Below are 17165 nucleotides of genomic sequence, written 5' to 3' on the forward strand. Positions count from 1 at the left end.
ATCGCCCAACGTTGAAGCCGCCTCGAAATACAGGAGTTCGCATGCCGCTTTACGAGCATGTCCTCATCGCGCGTCAGGATCTGTCCAACGCGCAGGCCGAAGGCCTTGTCGAACATTTCTCCACGGTCCTGTCGGACAACGGCGGCAAAGTCGTCGATTCCGAGTACTGGGGCGTGAAGACCATGGCCTACAAGATCAACAAGAACCGCAAGGGTCACTACGCCTACCTGCGCACCGACGCCCCGTCGGCCGCCGTGCAGGAAATGGAGCGTCTGGCCCGTCTGCACGACGACGTGATGCGCGTCATGACCATCAAGGTCGACGAGCACGAAGAGGGCCCCTCGGTCCAGATGCAGAAACGCGACGAGCGCGACAACCGTCGCGAGCGCCGTTGATCGGTAGACAGGAGTAGACACCATGGCAAAACCGTTTTTCCGCCGTCGCAAGGTCTGCCCGTTCTCGGGTGAGAACGCGCCGAAGATCGACTACAAGGACACCCGTCTTCTGCAGCGCTACATCTCTGAGCGCGGCAAGATCGTCCCCGCCCGCATCACCGCCGTCTCGGCGAAGAAGCAGCGTGAACTGGCCCGCGCAATCAAGCGCGCCCGTTTCCTCGCCCTGCTCCCCTACGCCGTGAAATAAGGAGACCGACCGATGGAAGTGATCCTTCTCGAACGCGTGGCCAAGCTCGGCCAGATGGGTGACGTCGTCACCGTCAAGGACGGCTTCGGCCGCAACTACCTGCTGCCGCAGGGCAAGGCGCTGCGCGCCAACGAAGGCAACATCAAAGCTTTCGAAGAGCGCAAGGCCCAGCTCGAGGCACGCAACCTCGAAACCAAGAAAGAAGCCGAAGCTCTGGCGTCGAAGCTCGACGGCGAGACCTTCGTCGTGATCCGTTCGGCCTCGGACGGCGGCAACCTCTACGGTTCGGTCACCACCCGTGACGCGGCGAACATCGCCTCCGAGCAGGGCTTCTCGGTGGACCGCAAGCAGGTCATCATCCGCCAGCCGATCAAGGTTCTCGGCCTGCATGACGTCGAAGTGCACCTGCACCCCGAAGTCGTCGCCGAGATCCAGCTCAACGTCGCACGTTCGCCCGAAGAGGCCGAACTGCAGGCGTCGGGCAAGTCGATCCAGGACGTGGCGGCCGAGGAAGAGGCTGCGGCCGAATTTGAGATCGCCGAACTGTTCGACGATATCGGCGGCGCGACCTCCGACGACGACGAGGGCGGCCCCGTTGCCACCCCGGAGTCGGCCGAAGACGACAACAACGCCTGATCGGTCGCTCAGACCCTTCAGTCGAAAGACAGAGAACCGCGCCTTCCGGGGCGCGGTTTTTTCATGCTTGCCTGTGCAGATGGTTCAGCGAATTATGTCTAAAGACATATTCGGGCCGAGACGCGCGGCGCAGATCCCGGAACCGCGTACCGCAATCCGGCGTTGGCCCCTAAATAGCCTACAGAGCTTTGAAAACAGGGGACGCGCATGACGAAACGACCGGGGCGAAGCCCACGCGACGCGACATCTAGCACACGCGACAGGCTCGTTCAGGCGGGGCTTCTGGGCTTCGGCGCCTACCTCATGTGGCGGCGTTATCAGGAGGATCGGCAGGCCGCGATCCACGGCCCGACCGAAGGCCGCAGTGCGCGGCATATTCCCGCCACCCGCACCGACCGCTACGACCGGCCCGCCGATCGCGCGCTAGGACGTCAGGCAGAAAGCCCCTTCGCAATCCCCCGCGCAGGCTGGAAGGCCATCGCCGCGCGCGCCTATGGCCAGATTGACGAGGATCGCGTGCTGGCCGTGGCGGCTGGCGTGACCTTCTACGCGCTGCTCGCGCTGTTCCCGGCCTTGACCGCAACCGTCTCGATCTACGGCATTTTCGCGGACCGCCAGACCATGCTGCAGGATCTTGACGCGCTGAAGAACGTCGTCCCGCCCGAGGCGCTGAGCCTGATCCGCACCCAACTCGAGCAGTTGATCGGGTCGAGTTCCAACGCGCTCGGTCTCGCCTCGATCTTCGGCATTCTGCTGGCACTCTGGTCGGCCAATGGCGGTGTGAAGGCGATCATCGGGGCGCTCAACGTGGCCTATGGCGAGAGGGAGCGGCGGAGCTTCGTGCAGCTCAATCTCTTCGGGCTGGGCATGACGATTACCGGGGTCGTGATGGTCTGTGCGCTGATCCTCGTGGCGGCGGTGCTGCCGGTCGCGCTGGATTTCATCCCGCTGGGCGGCGCCTTCGACGCGGTGCTGCGCTGGGGACGCTGGCCGGTGATGGCACTGGTGCTGATGGGGATGCTGATGCTTCTCTATCGCTACGCACCCGCGCGCAACGCGCCGCGCTGGATCTGGGTCGTCCCGGGGGCGATCGTTGCCTCGCTGCTCCTGCTGATCGTCTCGGCGGCGTTCTCCTTCTACACCTCGAACTTCGCGAATTACTCGAGCACCTATGGCTCGATCGGCGCGGTGGTGGTGCTGATGATGTGGATCTGGCTCTCGACGACGGCGGTGTTGGTGGGCGCGGAGATCAACTCCGAGGCGGAGCATCAGACGGCGAAGGACAGCACCATTGGCGCGCCGCTTCCCTTGGGCGCGCGCAATGCGGCAGTGGCCGATGCCGTGGCGCCCGCGCCCTCGCGCAAACGCTGAGCGCGGCTGGCCCGAAGCGGGCCCAAAATTCGCCGCTTTTGCAGGGGAACCTCGGAGGGCAAGCAACCTGAAGAGGCCCCGAGATGCGGCTGTTTTCGATCCTCCACTTCGCGCTGACCCACACGATCCTCGTGACCGGCGGGCTTTTGTACCTGCACGATCCCGAGGGCGCGCGCGACCGGCTTGCCTCGGTGGGCGAGGTACTGCGCAGCGCGATCCATGACCGGATCGAACCCGGCAACCCGGCGGCGGAACGCACGGCGTCCCTACAGGTCGACCGGGCCGCGCAGACCCTGCGCGACGTGGCGACCGCGACCGGGCTGCCCTCGCTCATTCCGAACGCTAAATTCCTGAAGGTGCCGGGCGCAGAGTGATGCGGCGCGACCGCGCTCCGCGCCGGACCACGCCCGGAAACGCAAAAGGCCGCCCCGAAAGGCGGCCTTCGCTAATTTTGGGCTGAGCGCCCGGAGATCACAGCTCGTCGAGCTTCTCGATCTCTTTCTGCAGCTCTTCCTTGGTGACTTCCTTGTCGTCCACCTTGGCTTCACCGGCAATGTAATCGACGACCTTGTCTTCGAAGATCGGCGCGCGCAGCTGCTGCTGCATCTGCGGGTTCTGCTGCACGAATTCGAAGAAGGCGCGCTCCTGACCCGGGTACTGACGTGCCTGGTTCATGATCGCCTGCGTCATCTCGGCGTCGGAGACCTCGATCTCCTGCTTGCGGCCGATTTCGGCGAGCAGCAGGCCAAGACGCACGCGGCGCTCGGCGAGGGTGGTGTGCTCCTCGGTGGTCTCGATCTCGCCGTGGTCATGGCCGTGATCGTCCGGGTTCTCTTCGTGATAGAGCTGGTGCGCGATCTGCTTGGCCTCGGCTTCCACGAGCGAGGGGGGCAGGTCGAACTTCACCTGATCGTCGAGCTGGTCGAGCAGGCCGCGCTTCATCACCTGACGTGCGGCGCCCTGGTACTCGGCTTCGAGACGCTCGGCGACCTGGGCTTTCAGCGCGGCGAGGTCTTCGGCACCGAACTGCTTGGCCATCTCGTCGTCGATCTCGGCAGCCTTCGGCGCCTTCACTTCGTGGACCTTGCACTTGAACAGCGCTTCCTTGCCCGCGAGATGCTCCGCACCGTATTCCTCGGGGAATTTCACGGTCACTTCGACGTCGTCACCGGCTTTCGCGCCAACGAGTTGCTCCTCGAAGCCGGGGATGAACGAGCCCGAGCCGAGCTCCAGCGGGTAGCCTTCGCCCTTGCCGCCTTCGAACGCTTCACCGTCGACGAAGCCTTCGAAGTCGATCACGACCTGATCGCCGTTCTCGGCCTTGCCATCCTTGGCTTCGAAGTTCTTCGCGGTTGCCGCGAGGCTTTCCAGCGCTTCGTTCACTTCACCTTCGTTGGCCTTCACGACCAGACGCTCGAGCTTGACGCCCGAAAGATCGACGTCCGGGATGTCGGGCAGCGCTTCGTACTCGACGGTCACGACCACGTCGTCACCCTCTTTCCAGTTCTCGCCGTCTTTCATCTCGATTTTCGGCTGCATCGCGGGGCGGTCGCCGGTCTTGTCGAAATGCTCGCTCATCGCGCCGTCGACCGATTCCTGCATCGCTTCGCCGAGGATGCGCGGGCCGAATTGCTTGCGCAGCATCGCCATCGGCACCTTACCCTTGCGGAAGCCTTTCATCTCGATCTCGGGCTGCGCTTCGGAAAGCTTCGCGGTGACCTTCTCGTCGAGTTCCTTGGCGGTGATGGTGATCTCGTAGCCGCGCTTGAGGCCGTCGTTCTGGGTCTCGGTGACCTGCATGGTTTGTCCTTTGTCTCTGGGCGCCGCGCGGATCGCGGCCGGTTCTCGAATTTCAGGCGTCCTTCTATTGAGCCTCAGCCATGGTGGCAAGGCGAAAAGGGGCCGCAGAGCGGCCTGCGAGCGGTGAAATGACGCCCGGGCAGGGTGTACGCGTGGGCGAGGGCAGGAACCCGGGATAGGGAGCGGGCAGGGGGGCGCTGACGCGACGGAGGAAGGTGCAGCGGTTGGCGCGGCGGGCGATGCGATGAACGTCTGGTGCGCGCGGGCTCGGAAAGCTGCGGCCGGGGCGCACCACCCCACGAAGTCGCTCCGGCCGCGAAACCGGGATTGCGCCAAACCGGCGCACCGTCGTGATCTTCCGCAGCTTCGGAGGGTCCGCCCCCTTGTTCGCGGATCCGAAGCGAGAATGACACGATCTTCCCGAGAGGTAAGCCTAACCGAGAAGTGTTTGAAATTCAGCGGTCATTTTCGGACAGATCGCCCGTCACCCGCCCGCGCAACCCGCCTGTGACTTTCACGCGACAGCGCGATAGGCGCGCTCGACCGCTTCGAACTTCACTGCCTGCCGGCGGAAGTGGGCGCGGATGAAATCGGGCGAGAGCCAGAGCCTGCCGCGTCGGCGCGGCTCTTCCCATCCCAGGTTGCCCGCCTCTTCGGCTTTCTGGACCATGCGCTTGATCTTCGAGACCGAGATCAGGAACTGCGCGGCGAAATCGGCGATGCTGACCTGTTCGAGGTAGATGCGCCCGTCCGTTTCGCGCAGATCGCGCAGCATCCGCGTGAGCGCATGCAGCATCATCCCGCCCGTGTCGGAGCCGAGGAAATGCGCCATCGCCGCGGGCGGGGCGTGCCATTCGGGATCGACCCGGATGATCTCGACCATCTGCCGCTGCATCGCGAAGGCGAGGTCGGGGTCGCGCCGGGCCGCGTCCAGCCGCGCGCCGCCATCAAGGATATCGAGACAGTGCAGGTGGCCCTCGCACCAGCGCCGCATCCCTTGCTCTGCCAGGGGCGTGGTGGTCACGGGGCGCAGCCGCCCGTCGCCTTTGTGCTCGTCCGGCGGGGCGAGCAGCCCATGCGCCTCCATCTCGCCCAGATACTGGCTCAGCGTCTTGCGGTTGATCTCGACATGAGGCGTCAGCGCCGCGAGAAGCCGTCCCGGCGTCAGTTCCGGCGCGCCGGGCTCCATCTTCGCCCTCATCGCCAGCGCGAAACTGGTCTGGCTCACGAGCCAGCGCCGATGCGAAGCCATGTGGCGCGCGATCCGCGGTGTCTGCGCCTGCACGTCGAGCAGCATTGCCGCCACCGCCTGCTGCGCGGCGAAGAAATTCGGATCGGTGGCGATCGTGTCGCGGGTGAGCCCGCGGATGGGAAGGGATGTCTGCGAACCCAAGCCCGGCGACGTGTCTTCGGCTGGCCGCCGAGGCGGTGTTTGCGGGCTTTCGACCATCACCTCTCCCACGCAATCGGTCATCCAAGCGGGGGCAATTCGGCCCGCGCAGCCATCTTAAACTAGCGTACACGCGGGAGAAGGCGAGGGTATGGTAGGAAATTCCGGAGGTTGGGAGTGGTGCGGGTGAAGGGACTCGAACCCCCACGCCAAAGGCGCCAGAACCTAAATCTGGTGCGTCTACCAGTTCCGCCACACCCGCATCAGGGGCGTAATAGCAACAGCTTGCGGGTACGGAAAGAGGAAGATGCGATTTTGCTCGTCTTAACGCGTTGGTGAGAGTTAGCCTTTACGCAACGGCACGCCAGAGGCCGAGGTTACGAGTGGGCAAGAGCAGGTATCGCCATGGGACAGGCACCACGGCGGGGGAATGGCATGGCCATGCTCCGCCAGATCATCGAATCCAATCCACGTCACGCTCTTCCGGGCCCGGCCGGTCCGGAGGTGGCAGCGCGCACCTCGCCTTTGGAGATGCGCAAACCGAAGCCGGATCTCAGCGCCGGGATCGCCGCCGGGGCACGGGTCTACACGCTGGACGGAGCGATTCCCGTGGAGTTTCTCGAGCCCGGCGACCGGATCGTGACCCGTAGCGGGACCTGCAGGCTCAAGGCGCTGCGGGCCGGCGATTACGTGGGCGCGCTGATCCGCATCTCGCCCGGCGCGCTTGGCCATGATCGCCCCGGCGCGCCGCTCATCATCGCACAGGGCGCGCAGTTGATGATGCGCGACTGGCGGGTGCAGGTGATTTACGGCAAGCGCGAGGCGCTTCTGCCTGCGCAATCGGTCGTCGACGGGCATTATGTCACGCTGGGGCAAGGTCGCGCGCGGCTCTTTGTGCTGGAATTCGAGACGCCCGAGGTGATCTATGTCGATGGCGTGGAAATGGCCGCCGCGGTCGCAGGCGTCGAGGCCTGATCCGCACGCGATTTCGACCGATATCCGCCGGTATCAAGGGGGGTGATGCGCTTCGCCGTCACATTCGTGGTAGCATTTCGATGCTACCGCTCACGATCAAGCGCGTGTGTTGACAGGGGCGTATGCCATTTGCTTAGCTCGATCGTGCACCGTAGGACGAGTGCGCAGCGTGGCTGCGAAGAGTGTGGGTAAACCCTTTTGGAGATTGCGATGACGGCACCTTTGCGAAATGCAGAGGCAATCTTGCATTGCGCGGGTTGCACCGCTCGCAACCAAGGCGTCTGCGGATCCCTATCGGATCGTGCTCTGGCGAGGGTCGCCGAACGGGCGCGCAAGATTTCCTGCGCGGCCAATGAGCGGCTCTGCGAAGAAGACGTCAGCTGCGAGCACATCGCGCTGGTGCAACGCGGCATGCTGCGGATGCAGAGTCATTCGCTCTCCGGGCGGCGCAAGATCACCGGTCTCGTCAGCCCGGGCGATAGCATCGGCCAGCTTCTCAACGGCCATCGGGACACCGCGATCGAAGCGGTGATCGATACGGATCTGTGTCTCTTCGAAGCCGCGACTTTCGCGCAGCTCATCGATCAGGAGCCCGAACTGCGCCGGGCGCTGTGCCGTCAGGCGGAAAGCTGGGTCGAGAAGGCGCGGCGGTTGAGCTGGCTTCTCGGCGCCTTCGCGCCGGCGGCGCGGCTGCGCGCGCTTCTTCTGCTGTCGCGCCATATCATGCCTTGGCAGGCCTTGCCCGATGGCGGCGGCGTCTTGACCATGCTGCTGCCGCGTCAGGACATCGCCGATCTGCTCGCCACGACGCAGGAGACCGTCAGCCGGTCTCTGCACCAGTTCCAGAAGGACGGGCTGATCGACATACTGAACACCCGCCAGTTCCGGCTCAACGATCTCGACGCGCTGGCCGCGGGGCTGGAGGAGCTTCTGGCGAGCTGAGTGCGCTCAGGCCTCGCGCATCTCCAGTGAATTGCCGGAAATATCGACGAGCGTTCCGAGATTCGAGATCTCGATATCGTAGGGTGTAACGATCCGGATCGCGCCCTCGCGTTCGAGCTGATGAAACGCCCGGCTCAGCGATTCAGGCGAGGTGCCCAGCAAATGGGCGATATCGACCCGCTTGATATGGATATGCAGGCCGAGCCTGATGTTGTCCTGCGCGCAGCTTTCGAGAGTGCGGTATTTGTGGCGGCTCAGGATGATCAGGAGCGAGGCGAGCCGCTCGACGACTTTCGAACTGCCGAGCACCATCACCCATTCGCGCGCCGCGTCGAGCTCGTCGAGGATGCTCAGCAGGAACAGCCGCTCCGCCGCGTGCGAACGCGCGAGGATCGCTTCGAATTTCTGCCGGTCGCAGGTCAGGACCGCGCCATCGCTGAGCGCTTCGATCCGGTAGCCCGACGGGCCGTTGAAGGCGCGTCCGAACATGTCGGACGGCGTGATCAGCCCGATGATGTGGCGATGCCGATCCTGGAGCGTTTTCGACATCGCGAGAAACCCGTCCGCGACGAAGCCGATCCGGTCTGCGACTTCGCCATCCTCGATCAGCACGTCGCCCGGCGCGAAACGGATACTCTGCCAGAGCGGTATCATCTCGGTGCGCAGCTCCGGCGGCAGCGCGTCCAGCAGGCGCTGCAATTTGCCCTGCGCCACTACGCCCTCTATCTCGATCCGCTTTCCGGACTTCGAGTGTTCGTTCATCGCGTCTCGTCTCCCTGTCGCAGGGGAGAGCTTAGTCGGGGTGAGGTTCGGATGCGAGGGCCGCGGGGGCGAAAAACCGTGTTGCGCCAGCCTTTTCAGCGTCTTTCCACACGAAGTTGCAGGAAATTCGCGCTTTGCGCCTAGCACGTTGATCAACATCAAGGAATCGCGCCGCGGATTGGAGCTTAGATGAACTGCAACAAAAGGAGAGACGGATGAAGAACTGGCTTATCATTCTGGGCGCGACCGCCGCTCTGGCCGGGTGCGATATGATGACGGGGCCCGCTGGGACCGACGCAGTCGACACTCCCGAAGCCGCCATGGCCCCGGCCACCGCTCCGGCGGATGCGACGGACACGGCACCGGGCGCGCGCAACGGCAACCAGAACCAATCGCGCGAGCAGATGGCGCAATAAGCTGCAACGGGCGGCGAGGGGCCTCTGCCTTTCGCCGCCCGAAACTTTCGCGCCGCGTGCCCCCCGACGGCGCGGCTCAGTCGCGGTCAGCGTCCCGCGCCATCAGGGCGCGCAACACTTTCGGGAGTTCTTCGGGCAGGTCTTCGGCGATCAGACCCGGACCGAAGCTGCGTGCCGCCTCGACATGAAGCCATGCCGCAGTGGTCGCGGCGTCGAACGGTTGGAACCCGCGCGCAAGAAGCCCCGCGATCAGCCCCGCCAGCACATCGCCCGCGCCCGCCGTCGCGAGCCACGGGGCCGCGCGGTCCTGCGTCGCCGAATGCAGCGCCACGCGCCCGTCCGGTGCCGCGATCGCGGTGTCCGCCCCTTTGAGCAGCACCGTGCAGCCCGCGCGCGCAGCCGCCTCGCGGGTGGCGTCCAGTTTGGAATAGGTCGGATCGTCGCCTGACAGCTTTTCGGCCAGATCGGGAAAGAGCCGTTTGAACTCGCCCGGATGCGGGGTCAGCACGCAGGCCTCGTGGAGCTGGCCGAAGAGCAGGCTCGGGTCGTAGGAAAAGGCGCTGAGCGCATCGGCATCGAGCACCGTCGCGCGTTTGCCCAAAAGCGCCGCCGGCACCATCTCCTGTGCGCGGGACATGCCCAGACCGGGCCCGAGGCAGAGCGCGTTGAGGCGCTCATCGCCCAGCATCCCGCGCAGGCTATAGGCGTCGGGCAGGGCGCTCAGCATGATCGCGTCGAGATGGGCGGCGTTCTCGGCCAGCGCCTTGGGCGGGCAGGCCAGCGTCACCAGCCCCGCGCCGACCCGCAGAGCGGCGCGTGCAGCCATCCGCGCAGCGCCGCCTTTGCCTGCGCCACCCGACAGGACCAGCGCGTGGCCGTGGCTGAACTTGTGGCCCGTCCGCTTCATCAGGAAATTCGAGGGGCGGTCGATCAGCCGCGCAGCCGCGGGGATCGCATCCTGCGGCAGGCCGATATCGGCGACCACCAGCGCACCGCGCATCGAGGCGCCACCGCCGGGGCGGTCGGGCCCGTCGGACGGATCGAGGTAATGGCCGCATTTCGCGCGGTGGAAACTGACCGTCAGGTCGGCAGGGAATGCCCCCCCGAGATTGCGCCCGCTATCCGAGGAAATGCCGCTGGGGATATCGACGGCGATGAAATGCGGACGCGGTCCCGATGGATTGGAAAAGCGCCGCGGATAGATCCCGCGCCATGTCTTCGCCGTGTCCTCGGGCATCTGACGGGTCAGGCCGGTGCCGAACAGCGCGTCGATCACCAGCCCGCTCTCCATATCGTCGATGCGGCCTTCGATCGCAGCATCGTCCCATGGCAGCACGTCCCCGATCTGCGCCCAGCGGTCGTGATTGGCTTTCGCATCGGGGGGCAGACGAGCCGGATCGCCATAGGCGTAACAGGCGATACCCCAGCCGCGCGCGGCCAGTAGGCGCGCGATCACGTAGCCGTCGCCGCCATTATTGCCCGGCCCGCACAGCACCACAGCCTGCGCAGGCCCCGGATCGGACCAACGCGAGAAAATCGCCGTGACCACGCTTTCCCCGGCACGCTCCATCAGCTCGAGCCCCGTGACCGCGCCGCGCGCGATCTCGGTCTGTTCGTGTTCGCGCATTTGGCTGGCGGTCAGGATTTCAGGCATGGTCCCCGGGGTCTTCGAAGGAATCGTTTTCAAACTGCTGCATTTTTGTGCTACTTGCACGAATTGCGGGCGCGCTTTTCGGATATCCGACCTCAAAACCGCGCTCCGCCAGCCTAGCCGATTGCGGGGGCTTTGGGAAAGTGGTCTGAGGGGGTCGGAACGAAGACCTGACGGAGGAGTCGGCGGCATGAAAAAGGTGGAGGCGATCATCAAGCCCTTCAAACTCGATGAAGTGAAGGAAGCGCTTCAGGAAGTTGGGATTCAGGGCCTTTCGGTGATCGAGGTGAAAGGGTTCGGACGCCAGAAGGGCCATACCGAGCTTTATCGCGGCGCCGAATATGTCGTGGATTTCCTGCCCAAGGTGAAGATCGAGATGGTGCTGCCCGACGATCTCGTCGACGCCGCCATCGAGGCGATCACGAACGCCGCGCGCACCGAGAAGATCGGCGACGGCAAGATCTTCGTCTCTCCGATGGAGCAGGCGATCCGTATCCGCACCGGCGAGTCGGGCGACGACGCGCTGTAACCTCCGGCATTCCCGGCGGACCCCGTTGCGGGTCCAGGGACAACCCAAGCTCAACGAAAGGGTAATGTGACATGAGCATCAAGGACGCTCTCAAACTGATGAAGGACGAAGACGTCGAATACGTCGACGTGCGCTTCACCGATCCGCGCGGCAAGCTGCAGCACGTGACGCTGATGCATACCGAAGTGGACGAAGATTTCTTCGAAGAAGGCTTCATGTTCGACGGCTCCTCGATCGCCGGCTGGAAGTCGATCGATCAGTCCGACATGAAACTGATCCCGGACGCGTCCTCGGTCTATATCGACCCCTTCTACGCCGAGAAGACCATGTGCGTGCACTGCACCGTGGTCGAGCCCGACACCGGCGAGCCCTATGCCCGCGACCCGCGCGGCACCGCTGAGAAGGCCGAAGCCTATCTCGTTGCCTCGGGCATCGGTGATACGGCCTTCTTCGGTCCGGAAGCGGAATTCTTCCTGTTCGACGACGTGAAGTTCTCGGTCTCGATGAACAAGGTCTCCTACGAGGTCGACGCGATCGACGCGGCGTGGAACACCGACACCGATTACGAGATGGGCAACATGGGCCATCGTCCGGGCGTCAAGGGCGGCTACTTCCCGGTCAACCCGGTGGATGACGCGCAGGACCTGCGTTCGGAAATGCTCTCGACCATGAAGCGCATGGGCATGAAGGTCGACAAGCACCACCACGAAGTGGCCTCGTGCCAGCACGAGCTGGGCCTGATCTTCGGGACGCTGACCAAGCAGGCCGACGACATCCAGAAGTACAAGTACGTCATCCACAACGTGGCGCACGCCTATGGCAAATCGGCGACCTTCATGCCGAAGCCGATCACCGGCGACAACGGCACCGGCATGCACGTGAACATGTCGATCTGGAAAGACGGCAAGCCGCTGTTTGCAGGCGACAAATACGCTGACCTGTCGCAGGAAGCCCTGTGGTTCATCGGCGGTATCCTGAAGCACGCGAAGTCGCTCAACGCCTTCACCAACCCGTCGACCAACTCCTACAAGCGTCTGATCCCGGGCTTCGAGGCTCCGGTTCTGCGCGCCTACTCGGCCCGCAACCGCTCGGGTTGTGTCCGTATTCCGTGGGCGGAATCCCCCAAGGCAAAGCGCGTCGAAGCCCGTTTCCCCGATCCGTCGGCGAACCCGTATCTGTGCTTCTCGGCTCTGCTGATGGCCGGCCTCGACGGCATCAAGAACAAGATCGATCCGGGCCCGTCCTCGGACAAGGATCTCTACGATCTGCCGCCGGAAGAACTGGCCTCGATCCCGACCGTTTGCGCCTCGCTGCGTGAAGCGCTCGAGACGCTCGAGAAGGATCACGAGTTCCTGCTGGCCGGTGACGTGTTCACCAAGGACCAGATCGAGGGCTACATCGCACTGAAGTGGGAAGAAGTGTACGCGTTCGAGCACACCCCCCACCCGGTGGAATACAAGTACTACTACTCCTGCTGAACGGGAGAGGGACAGTGATGGGAAGGGGCGTCCGGTCGGGCGCCCCTTTCGCATTCGGGGCGTCTGCTATGGCGCTTTCGCATCGCCGGACGCCGGGTAAGGCTGCGTCCCTTGACAGATGCGTCCGCGCCGCCCATCTCTCGGCCTTGGCTGCCGGATGCCTGCCGCCCGCGGGGCGTTTCCCTTGGTGAAATCCGGTTCACGATCGCTCTCCTTACTTTCGGGGGCTCTTCGGCAATGCGGGCCCCGAAGCGGTGGATCATCCCCGTGGAGACGAAACGATGACTGTAAATGCAGTGAAAGACGTAAAGGCGCAGGCGCGCCGTCTGGCCGAGGCGATGGCGCAGGCGGGCAATCCGGTTGCGCTGTCGAAGGCGTATGAGTTGACCGCGCAGGCGGCGGGTCATGCCGACTGGAACACGATGGTGGCGGCGCTGCGACGTGCCGAACCGGCTGCACACGCGAAGGGCTATGCCTTGGGCGATGCGGTGCGCGGGCGCTATCTGGGCCATCCGGTGAGCGGCCGCGTCCATGCGCTGCGGCGCAAGGGCGAGACCCTTTACGACATCGAAATTGCGCTGGACGAGCCGGTGGATGTCGTTGAAAGTGCTGCGTTTTCCTCGATGCGGCGGCGCGTGCGCGCGACCATCGGCGCGGATGGGCGCTCGATCGGGCGGCGCTCCGACGGGGTCGCGCATCTCGAACTGGACTGAGGAGAAGGGGCGCATCGAGCGCCCCTTTTTCTTTGCGCGTAGCTGGGGCAGGATCGTCCGGCGAGATGGCGGGGAGGGATCATGCGATCGGAAAAGGACAAGATGCTGGCGGGCGAATTGTATCGCGCCGAAGGGCCGGAGATCGAAGCCGATATGGCGCGGGCAGTGGCGTGGATGGACCGTTTCAACGCGACCGTCGCGCATAGTGCCGCGGACTGCCACGCGCTGCTGACGGAGCTGTTCGCGGAAGTGGGGCAGGGGACGCGCATCCGCCCACCGTTCCATTGCGATTACGGCAGCAATATCCGGCTTGGCGCCGGAGTCTTTCTGAATTTCGGATGTGTCATCCTCGATGTGGTCGCGGTGATGATCGGCGACCGGACGCAGGTCGGTCCGAAGGTGCAGATCCTGACCGCCGATCATCCCCGCGATCCGGAGACGCGCCGGACCGGGTTGGAATTCGGGCGGCCCGTGCGGATCGGCGCGGATGTCTGGATCGGCGGCGGGGCGATCATCCTGCCGGGGATCACGGTGGGCGATGGCGCGCTGATCGGCGCGGGGGCCGTCGTGACGCGCGACGTGCCGGCGGGTGCCACGGTCGCGGGCAATCCGGCGCGGATCATCGGTAAAGCGTGAGAGGCGGTGCAGGGGTGCCCAAGGGCAGCGAACTTGCCCCGCCGCGCCCTTCTCGCTAAGGGAAACCAAAGATCAATCAGGAGGATCAGGCATGAGCCGCGCATTCGTATTTCCCGGTCAGGGCGCACAGGTCATCGGCATGGGCAAGGCATTGGCCGACGCCTATCCCGCCTCGAAAGCGGTCTTCGAAGAGGTCGATGAGGCGCTCGGGCAGAAGCTGAGCGCGCTCATCTGGGAAGGCGAGCAGGACGAGTTGACGCTGACCGCCAACGCGCAGCCCGCGCTGATGGCGACGTCTATCGCGGCGCTGCGGGCGCTGGAAGCCGAGGGCTTTGCGGTCACAGATGCGGCCTATGTCGCGGGTCACTCGCTGGGCGAATATTCCGCGCTTTGTGCGGCGGGGTCGCTGAGCCTGCCCGACACCGCACGCCTGCTGCGCGTGCGCGGCGACGCGATGCAATCGGCGGTGCCGGTTGGCGTCGGCGCGATGGCCGCGATCCTCGGGCTCGATTTCGAGGCGGCGTCGAAAGTCGCTGCCGAGGCGGCGCAGGGCGAGGTCTGTCAGGCTGCAAACGACAACGATCCGAGCCAGGTGGTGATCTCGGGCAACAAGGCGGCGGTCGAGCGGGCCACGGCGCTCGCCAAGGAAGCGGGCGCGAAGCGGGCCGTGATGCTTCCGGTCTCTGCCCCGTTCCATTGCGCGCTGATGCAGCCCGCCGCCGATGCGATGGACGCCGCGCTGTCGCAGGTCGAGATCAAGGCGCCGGTGGTGCCGCTGGTCGCCAATGTCCGTGCAGAGGCGGTGAGTGATCCGGCCCTGATCCGCGAACTTCTGGTTGAGCAGGTCACGGGTTCGGTGCGCTGGCGCGAGAGCGTCGCGTGGATGGCCGCTCAGGGCGTCGACGAAATCTGGGAGATCGGCGCGGGCAAGGCGCTCGCAGGGATGGTCCGGCGGATCGCCAAGGACATCACCTGCCGGGCGATCGGCACGCCGGAAGAGGTCGCCGCGCTGAAGGACTGAGGGCTGAGCCGGGGGATCCTCCCCCGGACCCCCTGGGATATTTCCGCCAAGAGGAAGGCGAGGCCGTCCGGGGTCGCCATCGAACCGGACGGCCTTTCCATGTGGCGTCGCACGCGGCGGAGCGCCTATTCCGGCGGGCGCAACCTTGGCGTGTGGCACTTGGAGTTCCCTAACGACACATTCGCTGATAAGAGAGCGTCGACTTAGAAACGAGGTAGCATGATGTTCGATTTGAAAGGCAAGCGCGCGCTGGTGACCGGAGCTTCCGGCGGGATCGGAGCCGAGATCGCGCGAGCGCTCCATGCGGGCGGCGCGGCCGTGGCGCTGTCGGGCACGCGGGTCGAGCCGCTCGAAGCGCTGGCCGCCGAGCTGGGCGAGGGTGCCTATGTCTGCCCGGCCAACCTGAGCGATCCCGAAAGCGTCGAGGCGCTGCCGAAAGCGGCGATCGATGCGATGGGCGGTCTGGACATCCTCGTGAACAATGCCGGAATCACGCGCGACCAGCTGGTGATGCGGATGTCGGACGAGGATTGGCAATCGGTGATCGACGTGAACCTGACGGCGGCGTTCCGCCTGATGCGCGCGGTTCTTCGCCCGATGATGAAGGCGCGCTGGGGCCGGATCATCAACATCACCTCGGTGGTCGGCCAGACCGGCAATCCCGGCCAGGTGAACTATGCCGCAGCCAAGGCGGGTCTCGTCGGCGCGTCGAAATCGCTCGCGCAGGAAGTCGCGACTCGCGGCGTGACGGTGAACTGCGTGGCGCCGGGCTTCATCGAGACGCCGATGACGGACAAGCTCACCGATGCTCAGAAAGACGCGATCCTGTCGGGCATCCCGGCCGGGCGCATGGGCACGCCCGAAGAAATCGCTGCCGCCGTGCGCTATCTCGCGAGCCCCGAGGCGGGCTACGTCACCGGCGCGGTGCTGCATGTCAACGGCGGCGGGACGATGGCCTGACGTCTTTGTGACCCAACGGCATGGCCGCCTTTGTTAGGGTGGAGAAACGTCTTGCCATGGGCCACGGCAATCGCTAAGAGCGCTGCAGACGAGCCGGGCGTAACAGCCACGGCTCTGAATTGCGGTCTTCGGGTTGACCCGGGGCGCGCGGGTTGAGACGCTCGTAAACGAGCAAGCATGAACGGGCTAGGCCCTATAAACTTTGAGGAATTGACATGAGCGACATCGCTGATCGCGTGAAGAAGATCGTCGTGGAGCATCTCGGCGTGGAAGAGGACAAGGTCACTGAGAGCGCCTCGTTCATCGACGACCTCGGTGCGGACAGCCTCGATACGGTCGAGCTGGTCATGGCCTTCGAAGAAGAGTTCGGCATCGAGATCCCCGATGACGCCGCCGAGAACATTCAGACCGTCGGCGATGCGGTTAAATTCATCTCGGAAGCGCAGTAAGCCTTAACGGCTGACGCTGAGAGAGAGTTAAGGGCGGCGCTTCGGGAAACCGGAGCGCCGCTTTTCTTTTGCGCCAGACGCGCGGGTGTCGGGGAGGATTGCATGCGGAGTTTCGTCGCGATCGAGTTGCCCGAGGAGCATATCGAGGCGATCGAGCGGTTGCAGGCCGATCTGGCCGCGGGGCGGATCGTGCAACCGGAGAACCTCCACCTGACGCTGGCCTTTCTCGACGAGATCGACGTCGGACAGCTGGAGGCTCTGGACGACAGGTTGCGCGAAATCGACTGGGCGCCGGGGCCGGAGGTGGTGTTGGCAGGGCTGGAGACCTTCGGCAGCCCGGCGCGGCCCGAGGCGCTGGTACTGGGTGTACAGGCCGATCCCGAGCTGCTCCGCTGGCACCGTGCGGTGATGGCGGCGGCGCGAGCGGCGGGGATCGACCTGCCGCGGCGACGCTTCCGCCCGCATGTGACGCTGGCACGGTTCGGCAAGCGGGCAGGAGCAGGGGATTTGGCCCGGCTGGGGCGATTCATGGCCCGCGAGGGGGCGGTGCGCTTGCCGGGATTCGGCCCCGATCACGTGGCGCTGATCCGCTCGACTCTTGGGCATGGGCCGCCGCGCCACGAGATGCTTGCCAGTTATTTTATGTCATAAGACATATATTAAGGAAGATGTGAACGAAAACGCGGCTCTTGAGAGTGGGTGTTAATCGTTTGTTAACGAATTGGGCCGTCTCCTGATCCTATCGCGGGCGCTTTACGACAAACGCTCAATGCCCGTGCAGATCTTGGTAGTCA

Annotated in this window: 20 protein-coding genes and 1 tRNA gene; 16 read left to right on the plus strand and 5 right to left on the minus strand. The window is 64.9% G+C overall.

All coding sequences use genetic code 11. The annotated features are described in order from the left end of the window. Nucleotides 1–41 precede the first annotated feature (41 nt). The 5 genes from rpsF (at nt 42) to B6V74_RS15630 (ending at nt 3023) form a co-directional block, all read left to right on the plus strand. The gene (gene rpsF / locus B6V74_RS15610; protein ID WP_075775050.1) at nt 42–395 is read left to right on the plus strand and encodes a 30S ribosomal protein S6; all 354 of its coding nucleotides are present in this window, start codon (nt 42–44) and stop codon (nt 393–395) included. A gap of 22 nt (nt 396–417) precedes the next feature. Continuing rightward, nucleotides 418–642, plus strand: a complete 225-nt coding sequence (gene rpsR, locus B6V74_RS15615; protein ID WP_038073027.1) for a 30S ribosomal protein S18 — start codon at nt 418–420, stop codon at nt 640–642. 12 nt (nt 643–654) lie between these two features. Continuing rightward, nucleotides 655–1278: a 50S ribosomal protein L9 gene (rplI, locus tag B6V74_RS15620; RefSeq protein WP_088723326.1), complete on the plus strand. Its 624-nt coding sequence runs from the start codon at nt 655–657 to the stop codon at nt 1276–1278. A 207-nt stretch (nt 1279–1485) separates the two neighbouring features. Then, nucleotides 1486–2649, plus strand: coding sequence for a YihY/virulence factor BrkB family protein (locus B6V74_RS15625; protein WP_077701246.1), 1164 nt, complete (start codon nt 1486–1488; stop codon nt 2647–2649). Between the two features lie 83 nt (nt 2650–2732). Further along, nucleotides 2733–3023, plus strand: a complete 291-nt coding sequence (locus tag B6V74_RS15630; protein ID WP_088723327.1) for a hypothetical protein — start codon at nt 2733–2735, stop codon at nt 3021–3023. A gap of 97 nt (nt 3024–3120) precedes the next feature. Here B6V74_RS15630 and tig read toward each other — a convergent pair whose 3' ends face one another. The 3 genes from tig to B6V74_RS15645 form a co-directional block, all read right to left on the minus strand. Further along, nucleotides 3121–4449 carry a trigger factor gene (tig, locus tag B6V74_RS15635; protein ID WP_075775047.1) on the minus strand — a complete coding sequence of 443 codons (1329 nt, stop codon included), beginning with the start codon at nt 4447–4449 and terminating at the stop codon, nt 3121–3123. Between the two features lie 514 nt (nt 4450–4963). Next, nucleotides 4964–5899 (minus strand): hypothetical protein, encoded by a 936-nt coding sequence (locus B6V74_RS15640; protein ID WP_088723328.1) that lies wholly within the window; start codon nt 5897–5899, stop codon nt 4964–4966. A 118-nt stretch (nt 5900–6017) separates the two neighbouring features. Then, nucleotides 6018–6101: transfer RNA gene (locus tag B6V74_RS15645), tRNA-Leu, on the minus strand. A gap of 173 nt (nt 6102–6274) precedes the next feature. On the opposite strand from B6V74_RS15645, the gene B6V74_RS15650 reads away from it, so the two are divergent. After that, nucleotides 6275–6814 carry a Hint domain-containing protein gene (locus B6V74_RS15650; RefSeq protein WP_157771585.1) on the plus strand — a complete coding sequence of 180 codons (540 nt, stop codon included), beginning with the start codon at nt 6275–6277 and terminating at the stop codon, nt 6812–6814. A 210-nt stretch (nt 6815–7024) separates the two neighbouring features. Then, nucleotides 7025–7756, plus strand: coding sequence for a Crp/Fnr family transcriptional regulator (locus B6V74_RS15655; protein WP_088723329.1), 732 nt, complete (start codon nt 7025–7027; stop codon nt 7754–7756). A 6-nt stretch (nt 7757–7762) separates the two neighbouring features. On the opposite strand, the gene B6V74_RS15660 is transcribed toward B6V74_RS15655, so the two are convergent. Next, the gene (locus B6V74_RS15660; protein WP_168184240.1) at nt 7763–8518 is read right to left on the minus strand and encodes a Crp/Fnr family transcriptional regulator; all 756 of its coding nucleotides are present in this window, start codon (nt 8516–8518) and stop codon (nt 7763–7765) included. A gap of 215 nt (nt 8519–8733) precedes the next feature. Here B6V74_RS15660 and B6V74_RS15665 point away from each other — a divergent pair, with 215 nt between their 5' ends. Continuing rightward, nucleotides 8734–8934, plus strand: a complete 201-nt coding sequence (locus tag B6V74_RS15665) for a hypothetical protein (RefSeq protein ID WP_088723331.1) — start codon at nt 8734–8736, stop codon at nt 8932–8934. Nucleotides 8935–9010: 76 nt separating this feature from the next. On the opposite strand, the gene B6V74_RS15670 is transcribed toward B6V74_RS15665, so the two are convergent. Next, entirely contained in the window at nt 9011–10588 is a 1578-nt protein-coding gene (locus B6V74_RS15670; RefSeq protein WP_088723332.1) for an NAD(P)H-hydrate dehydratase, read from the minus strand. Between the two features lie 187 nt (nt 10589–10775). Here B6V74_RS15670 and B6V74_RS15675 point away from each other — a divergent pair, with 187 nt between their 5' ends. The 8 genes from B6V74_RS15675 to thpR all read left to right on the plus strand — a co-directional run bounded on the left by B6V74_RS15675 (nt 10776) and on the right by thpR (nt 17022). Then, complete coding sequence (locus tag B6V74_RS15675; RefSeq protein WP_075775041.1) at nt 10776–11114, plus strand: P-II family nitrogen regulator; 339 nt, start codon at nt 10776–10778, stop codon at nt 11112–11114. A 71-nt stretch (nt 11115–11185) separates the two neighbouring features. After that, nucleotides 11186–12592 (plus strand): type I glutamate--ammonia ligase, encoded by a 1407-nt coding sequence (gene glnA, locus B6V74_RS15680; RefSeq protein ID WP_075775040.1) that lies wholly within the window; start codon nt 11186–11188, stop codon nt 12590–12592. A gap of 281 nt (nt 12593–12873) precedes the next feature. Then, nucleotides 12874–13305 carry a glyoxalase superfamily protein gene (locus B6V74_RS15685; RefSeq protein WP_088723333.1) on the plus strand — a complete coding sequence of 144 codons (432 nt, stop codon included), beginning with the start codon at nt 12874–12876 and terminating at the stop codon, nt 13303–13305. A gap of 81 nt (nt 13306–13386) precedes the next feature. Then, nucleotides 13387–13941: a sugar O-acetyltransferase gene (locus tag B6V74_RS15690; protein ID WP_088723334.1), complete on the plus strand. Its 555-nt coding sequence runs from the start codon at nt 13387–13389 to the stop codon at nt 13939–13941. A gap of 91 nt (nt 13942–14032) precedes the next feature. Continuing rightward, the gene (fabD, locus tag B6V74_RS15695) at nt 14033–14962 is read left to right on the plus strand and encodes an ACP S-malonyltransferase (RefSeq protein WP_088723335.1); all 930 of its coding nucleotides are present in this window, start codon (nt 14033–14035) and stop codon (nt 14960–14962) included. A gap of 222 nt (nt 14963–15184) precedes the next feature. Then, entirely contained in the window at nt 15185–15922 is a 738-nt protein-coding gene (fabG, locus tag B6V74_RS15700; RefSeq protein WP_075775139.1) for a 3-oxoacyl-[acyl-carrier-protein] reductase, read from the plus strand. Nucleotides 15923–16137: 215 nt separating this feature from the next. Then, complete coding sequence (locus B6V74_RS15705; RefSeq protein WP_075775036.1) at nt 16138–16371, plus strand: acyl carrier protein; 234 nt, start codon at nt 16138–16140, stop codon at nt 16369–16371. A 102-nt stretch (nt 16372–16473) separates the two neighbouring features. Further along, on the plus strand, nt 16474–17022 hold the full coding sequence (thpR, locus tag B6V74_RS15710) for an RNA 2',3'-cyclic phosphodiesterase (RefSeq protein ID WP_088723336.1): 549 nt from the start codon (nt 16474–16476) through the stop codon (nt 17020–17022). Nucleotides 17023–17165 lie beyond the last annotated feature (143 nt).

The organism is Thioclava sp. F42-5, from assembly GCF_002213195.1.
Taxonomy (GTDB): domain Bacteria; phylum Pseudomonadota; class Alphaproteobacteria; order Rhodobacterales; family Rhodobacteraceae; genus Thioclava; species Thioclava nitratireducens.

Excerpts from the sequence above, each read along its gene's own strand:
- rpsF (WP_075775050.1), top strand. The coding sequence starts at position 42 with ATGCCGCTTTACGAGCATGTCCTCATCGCGCGTCAGGATCTGTCCAAC.
- rpsR (WP_038073027.1), top strand. The coding sequence starts at position 418 with ATGGCAAAACCGTTTTTCCGCCGTCGCAAGGTCTGCCCGTTCTCGGGT.
- rplI (WP_088723326.1), top strand. The coding sequence starts at position 655 with ATGGAAGTGATCCTTCTCGAACGCGTGGCCAAGCTCGGCCAGATGGGT.
- B6V74_RS15625 (WP_077701246.1), top strand. The coding sequence starts at position 1,486 with ATGACGAAACGACCGGGGCGAAGCCCACGCGACGCGACATCTAGCACA.
- B6V74_RS15630 (WP_088723327.1), top strand. The coding sequence starts at position 2,733 with ATGCGGCTGTTTTCGATCCTCCACTTCGCGCTGACCCACACGATCCTC.
- tig (WP_075775047.1), bottom strand. The coding sequence starts at position 4,449 with ATGCAGGTCACCGAGACCCAGAACGACGGCCTCAAGCGCGGCTACGAG.
- B6V74_RS15640 (WP_088723328.1), bottom strand. The coding sequence starts at position 5,899 with ATGGTCGAAAGCCCGCAAACACCGCCTCGGCGGCCAGCCGAAGACACG.
- B6V74_RS15650 (WP_157771585.1), top strand. The coding sequence starts at position 6,275 with ATGGCCATGCTCCGCCAGATCATCGAATCCAATCCACGTCACGCTCTT.
- B6V74_RS15655 (WP_088723329.1), top strand. The coding sequence starts at position 7,025 with ATGACGGCACCTTTGCGAAATGCAGAGGCAATCTTGCATTGCGCGGGT.
- B6V74_RS15660 (WP_168184240.1), bottom strand. The coding sequence starts at position 8,518 with ATGAACGAACACTCGAAGTCCGGAAAGCGGATCGAGATAGAGGGCGTA.
- B6V74_RS15665 (WP_088723331.1), top strand. The coding sequence starts at position 8,734 with ATGAAGAACTGGCTTATCATTCTGGGCGCGACCGCCGCTCTGGCCGGG.
- B6V74_RS15670 (WP_088723332.1), bottom strand. The coding sequence starts at position 10,588 with ATGCCTGAAATCCTGACCGCCAGCCAAATGCGCGAACACGAACAGACC.
- B6V74_RS15675 (WP_075775041.1), top strand. The coding sequence starts at position 10,776 with ATGAAAAAGGTGGAGGCGATCATCAAGCCCTTCAAACTCGATGAAGTG.
- glnA (WP_075775040.1), top strand. The coding sequence starts at position 11,186 with ATGAGCATCAAGGACGCTCTCAAACTGATGAAGGACGAAGACGTCGAA.
- B6V74_RS15685 (WP_088723333.1), top strand. The coding sequence starts at position 12,874 with ATGACTGTAAATGCAGTGAAAGACGTAAAGGCGCAGGCGCGCCGTCTG.
- B6V74_RS15690 (WP_088723334.1), top strand. The coding sequence starts at position 13,387 with ATGCGATCGGAAAAGGACAAGATGCTGGCGGGCGAATTGTATCGCGCC.
- fabD (WP_088723335.1), top strand. The coding sequence starts at position 14,033 with ATGAGCCGCGCATTCGTATTTCCCGGTCAGGGCGCACAGGTCATCGGC.
- fabG (WP_075775139.1), top strand. The coding sequence starts at position 15,185 with ATGTTCGATTTGAAAGGCAAGCGCGCGCTGGTGACCGGAGCTTCCGGC.
- B6V74_RS15705 (WP_075775036.1), top strand. The coding sequence starts at position 16,138 with ATGAGCGACATCGCTGATCGCGTGAAGAAGATCGTCGTGGAGCATCTC.
- thpR (WP_088723336.1), top strand. The coding sequence starts at position 16,474 with ATGCGGAGTTTCGTCGCGATCGAGTTGCCCGAGGAGCATATCGAGGCG.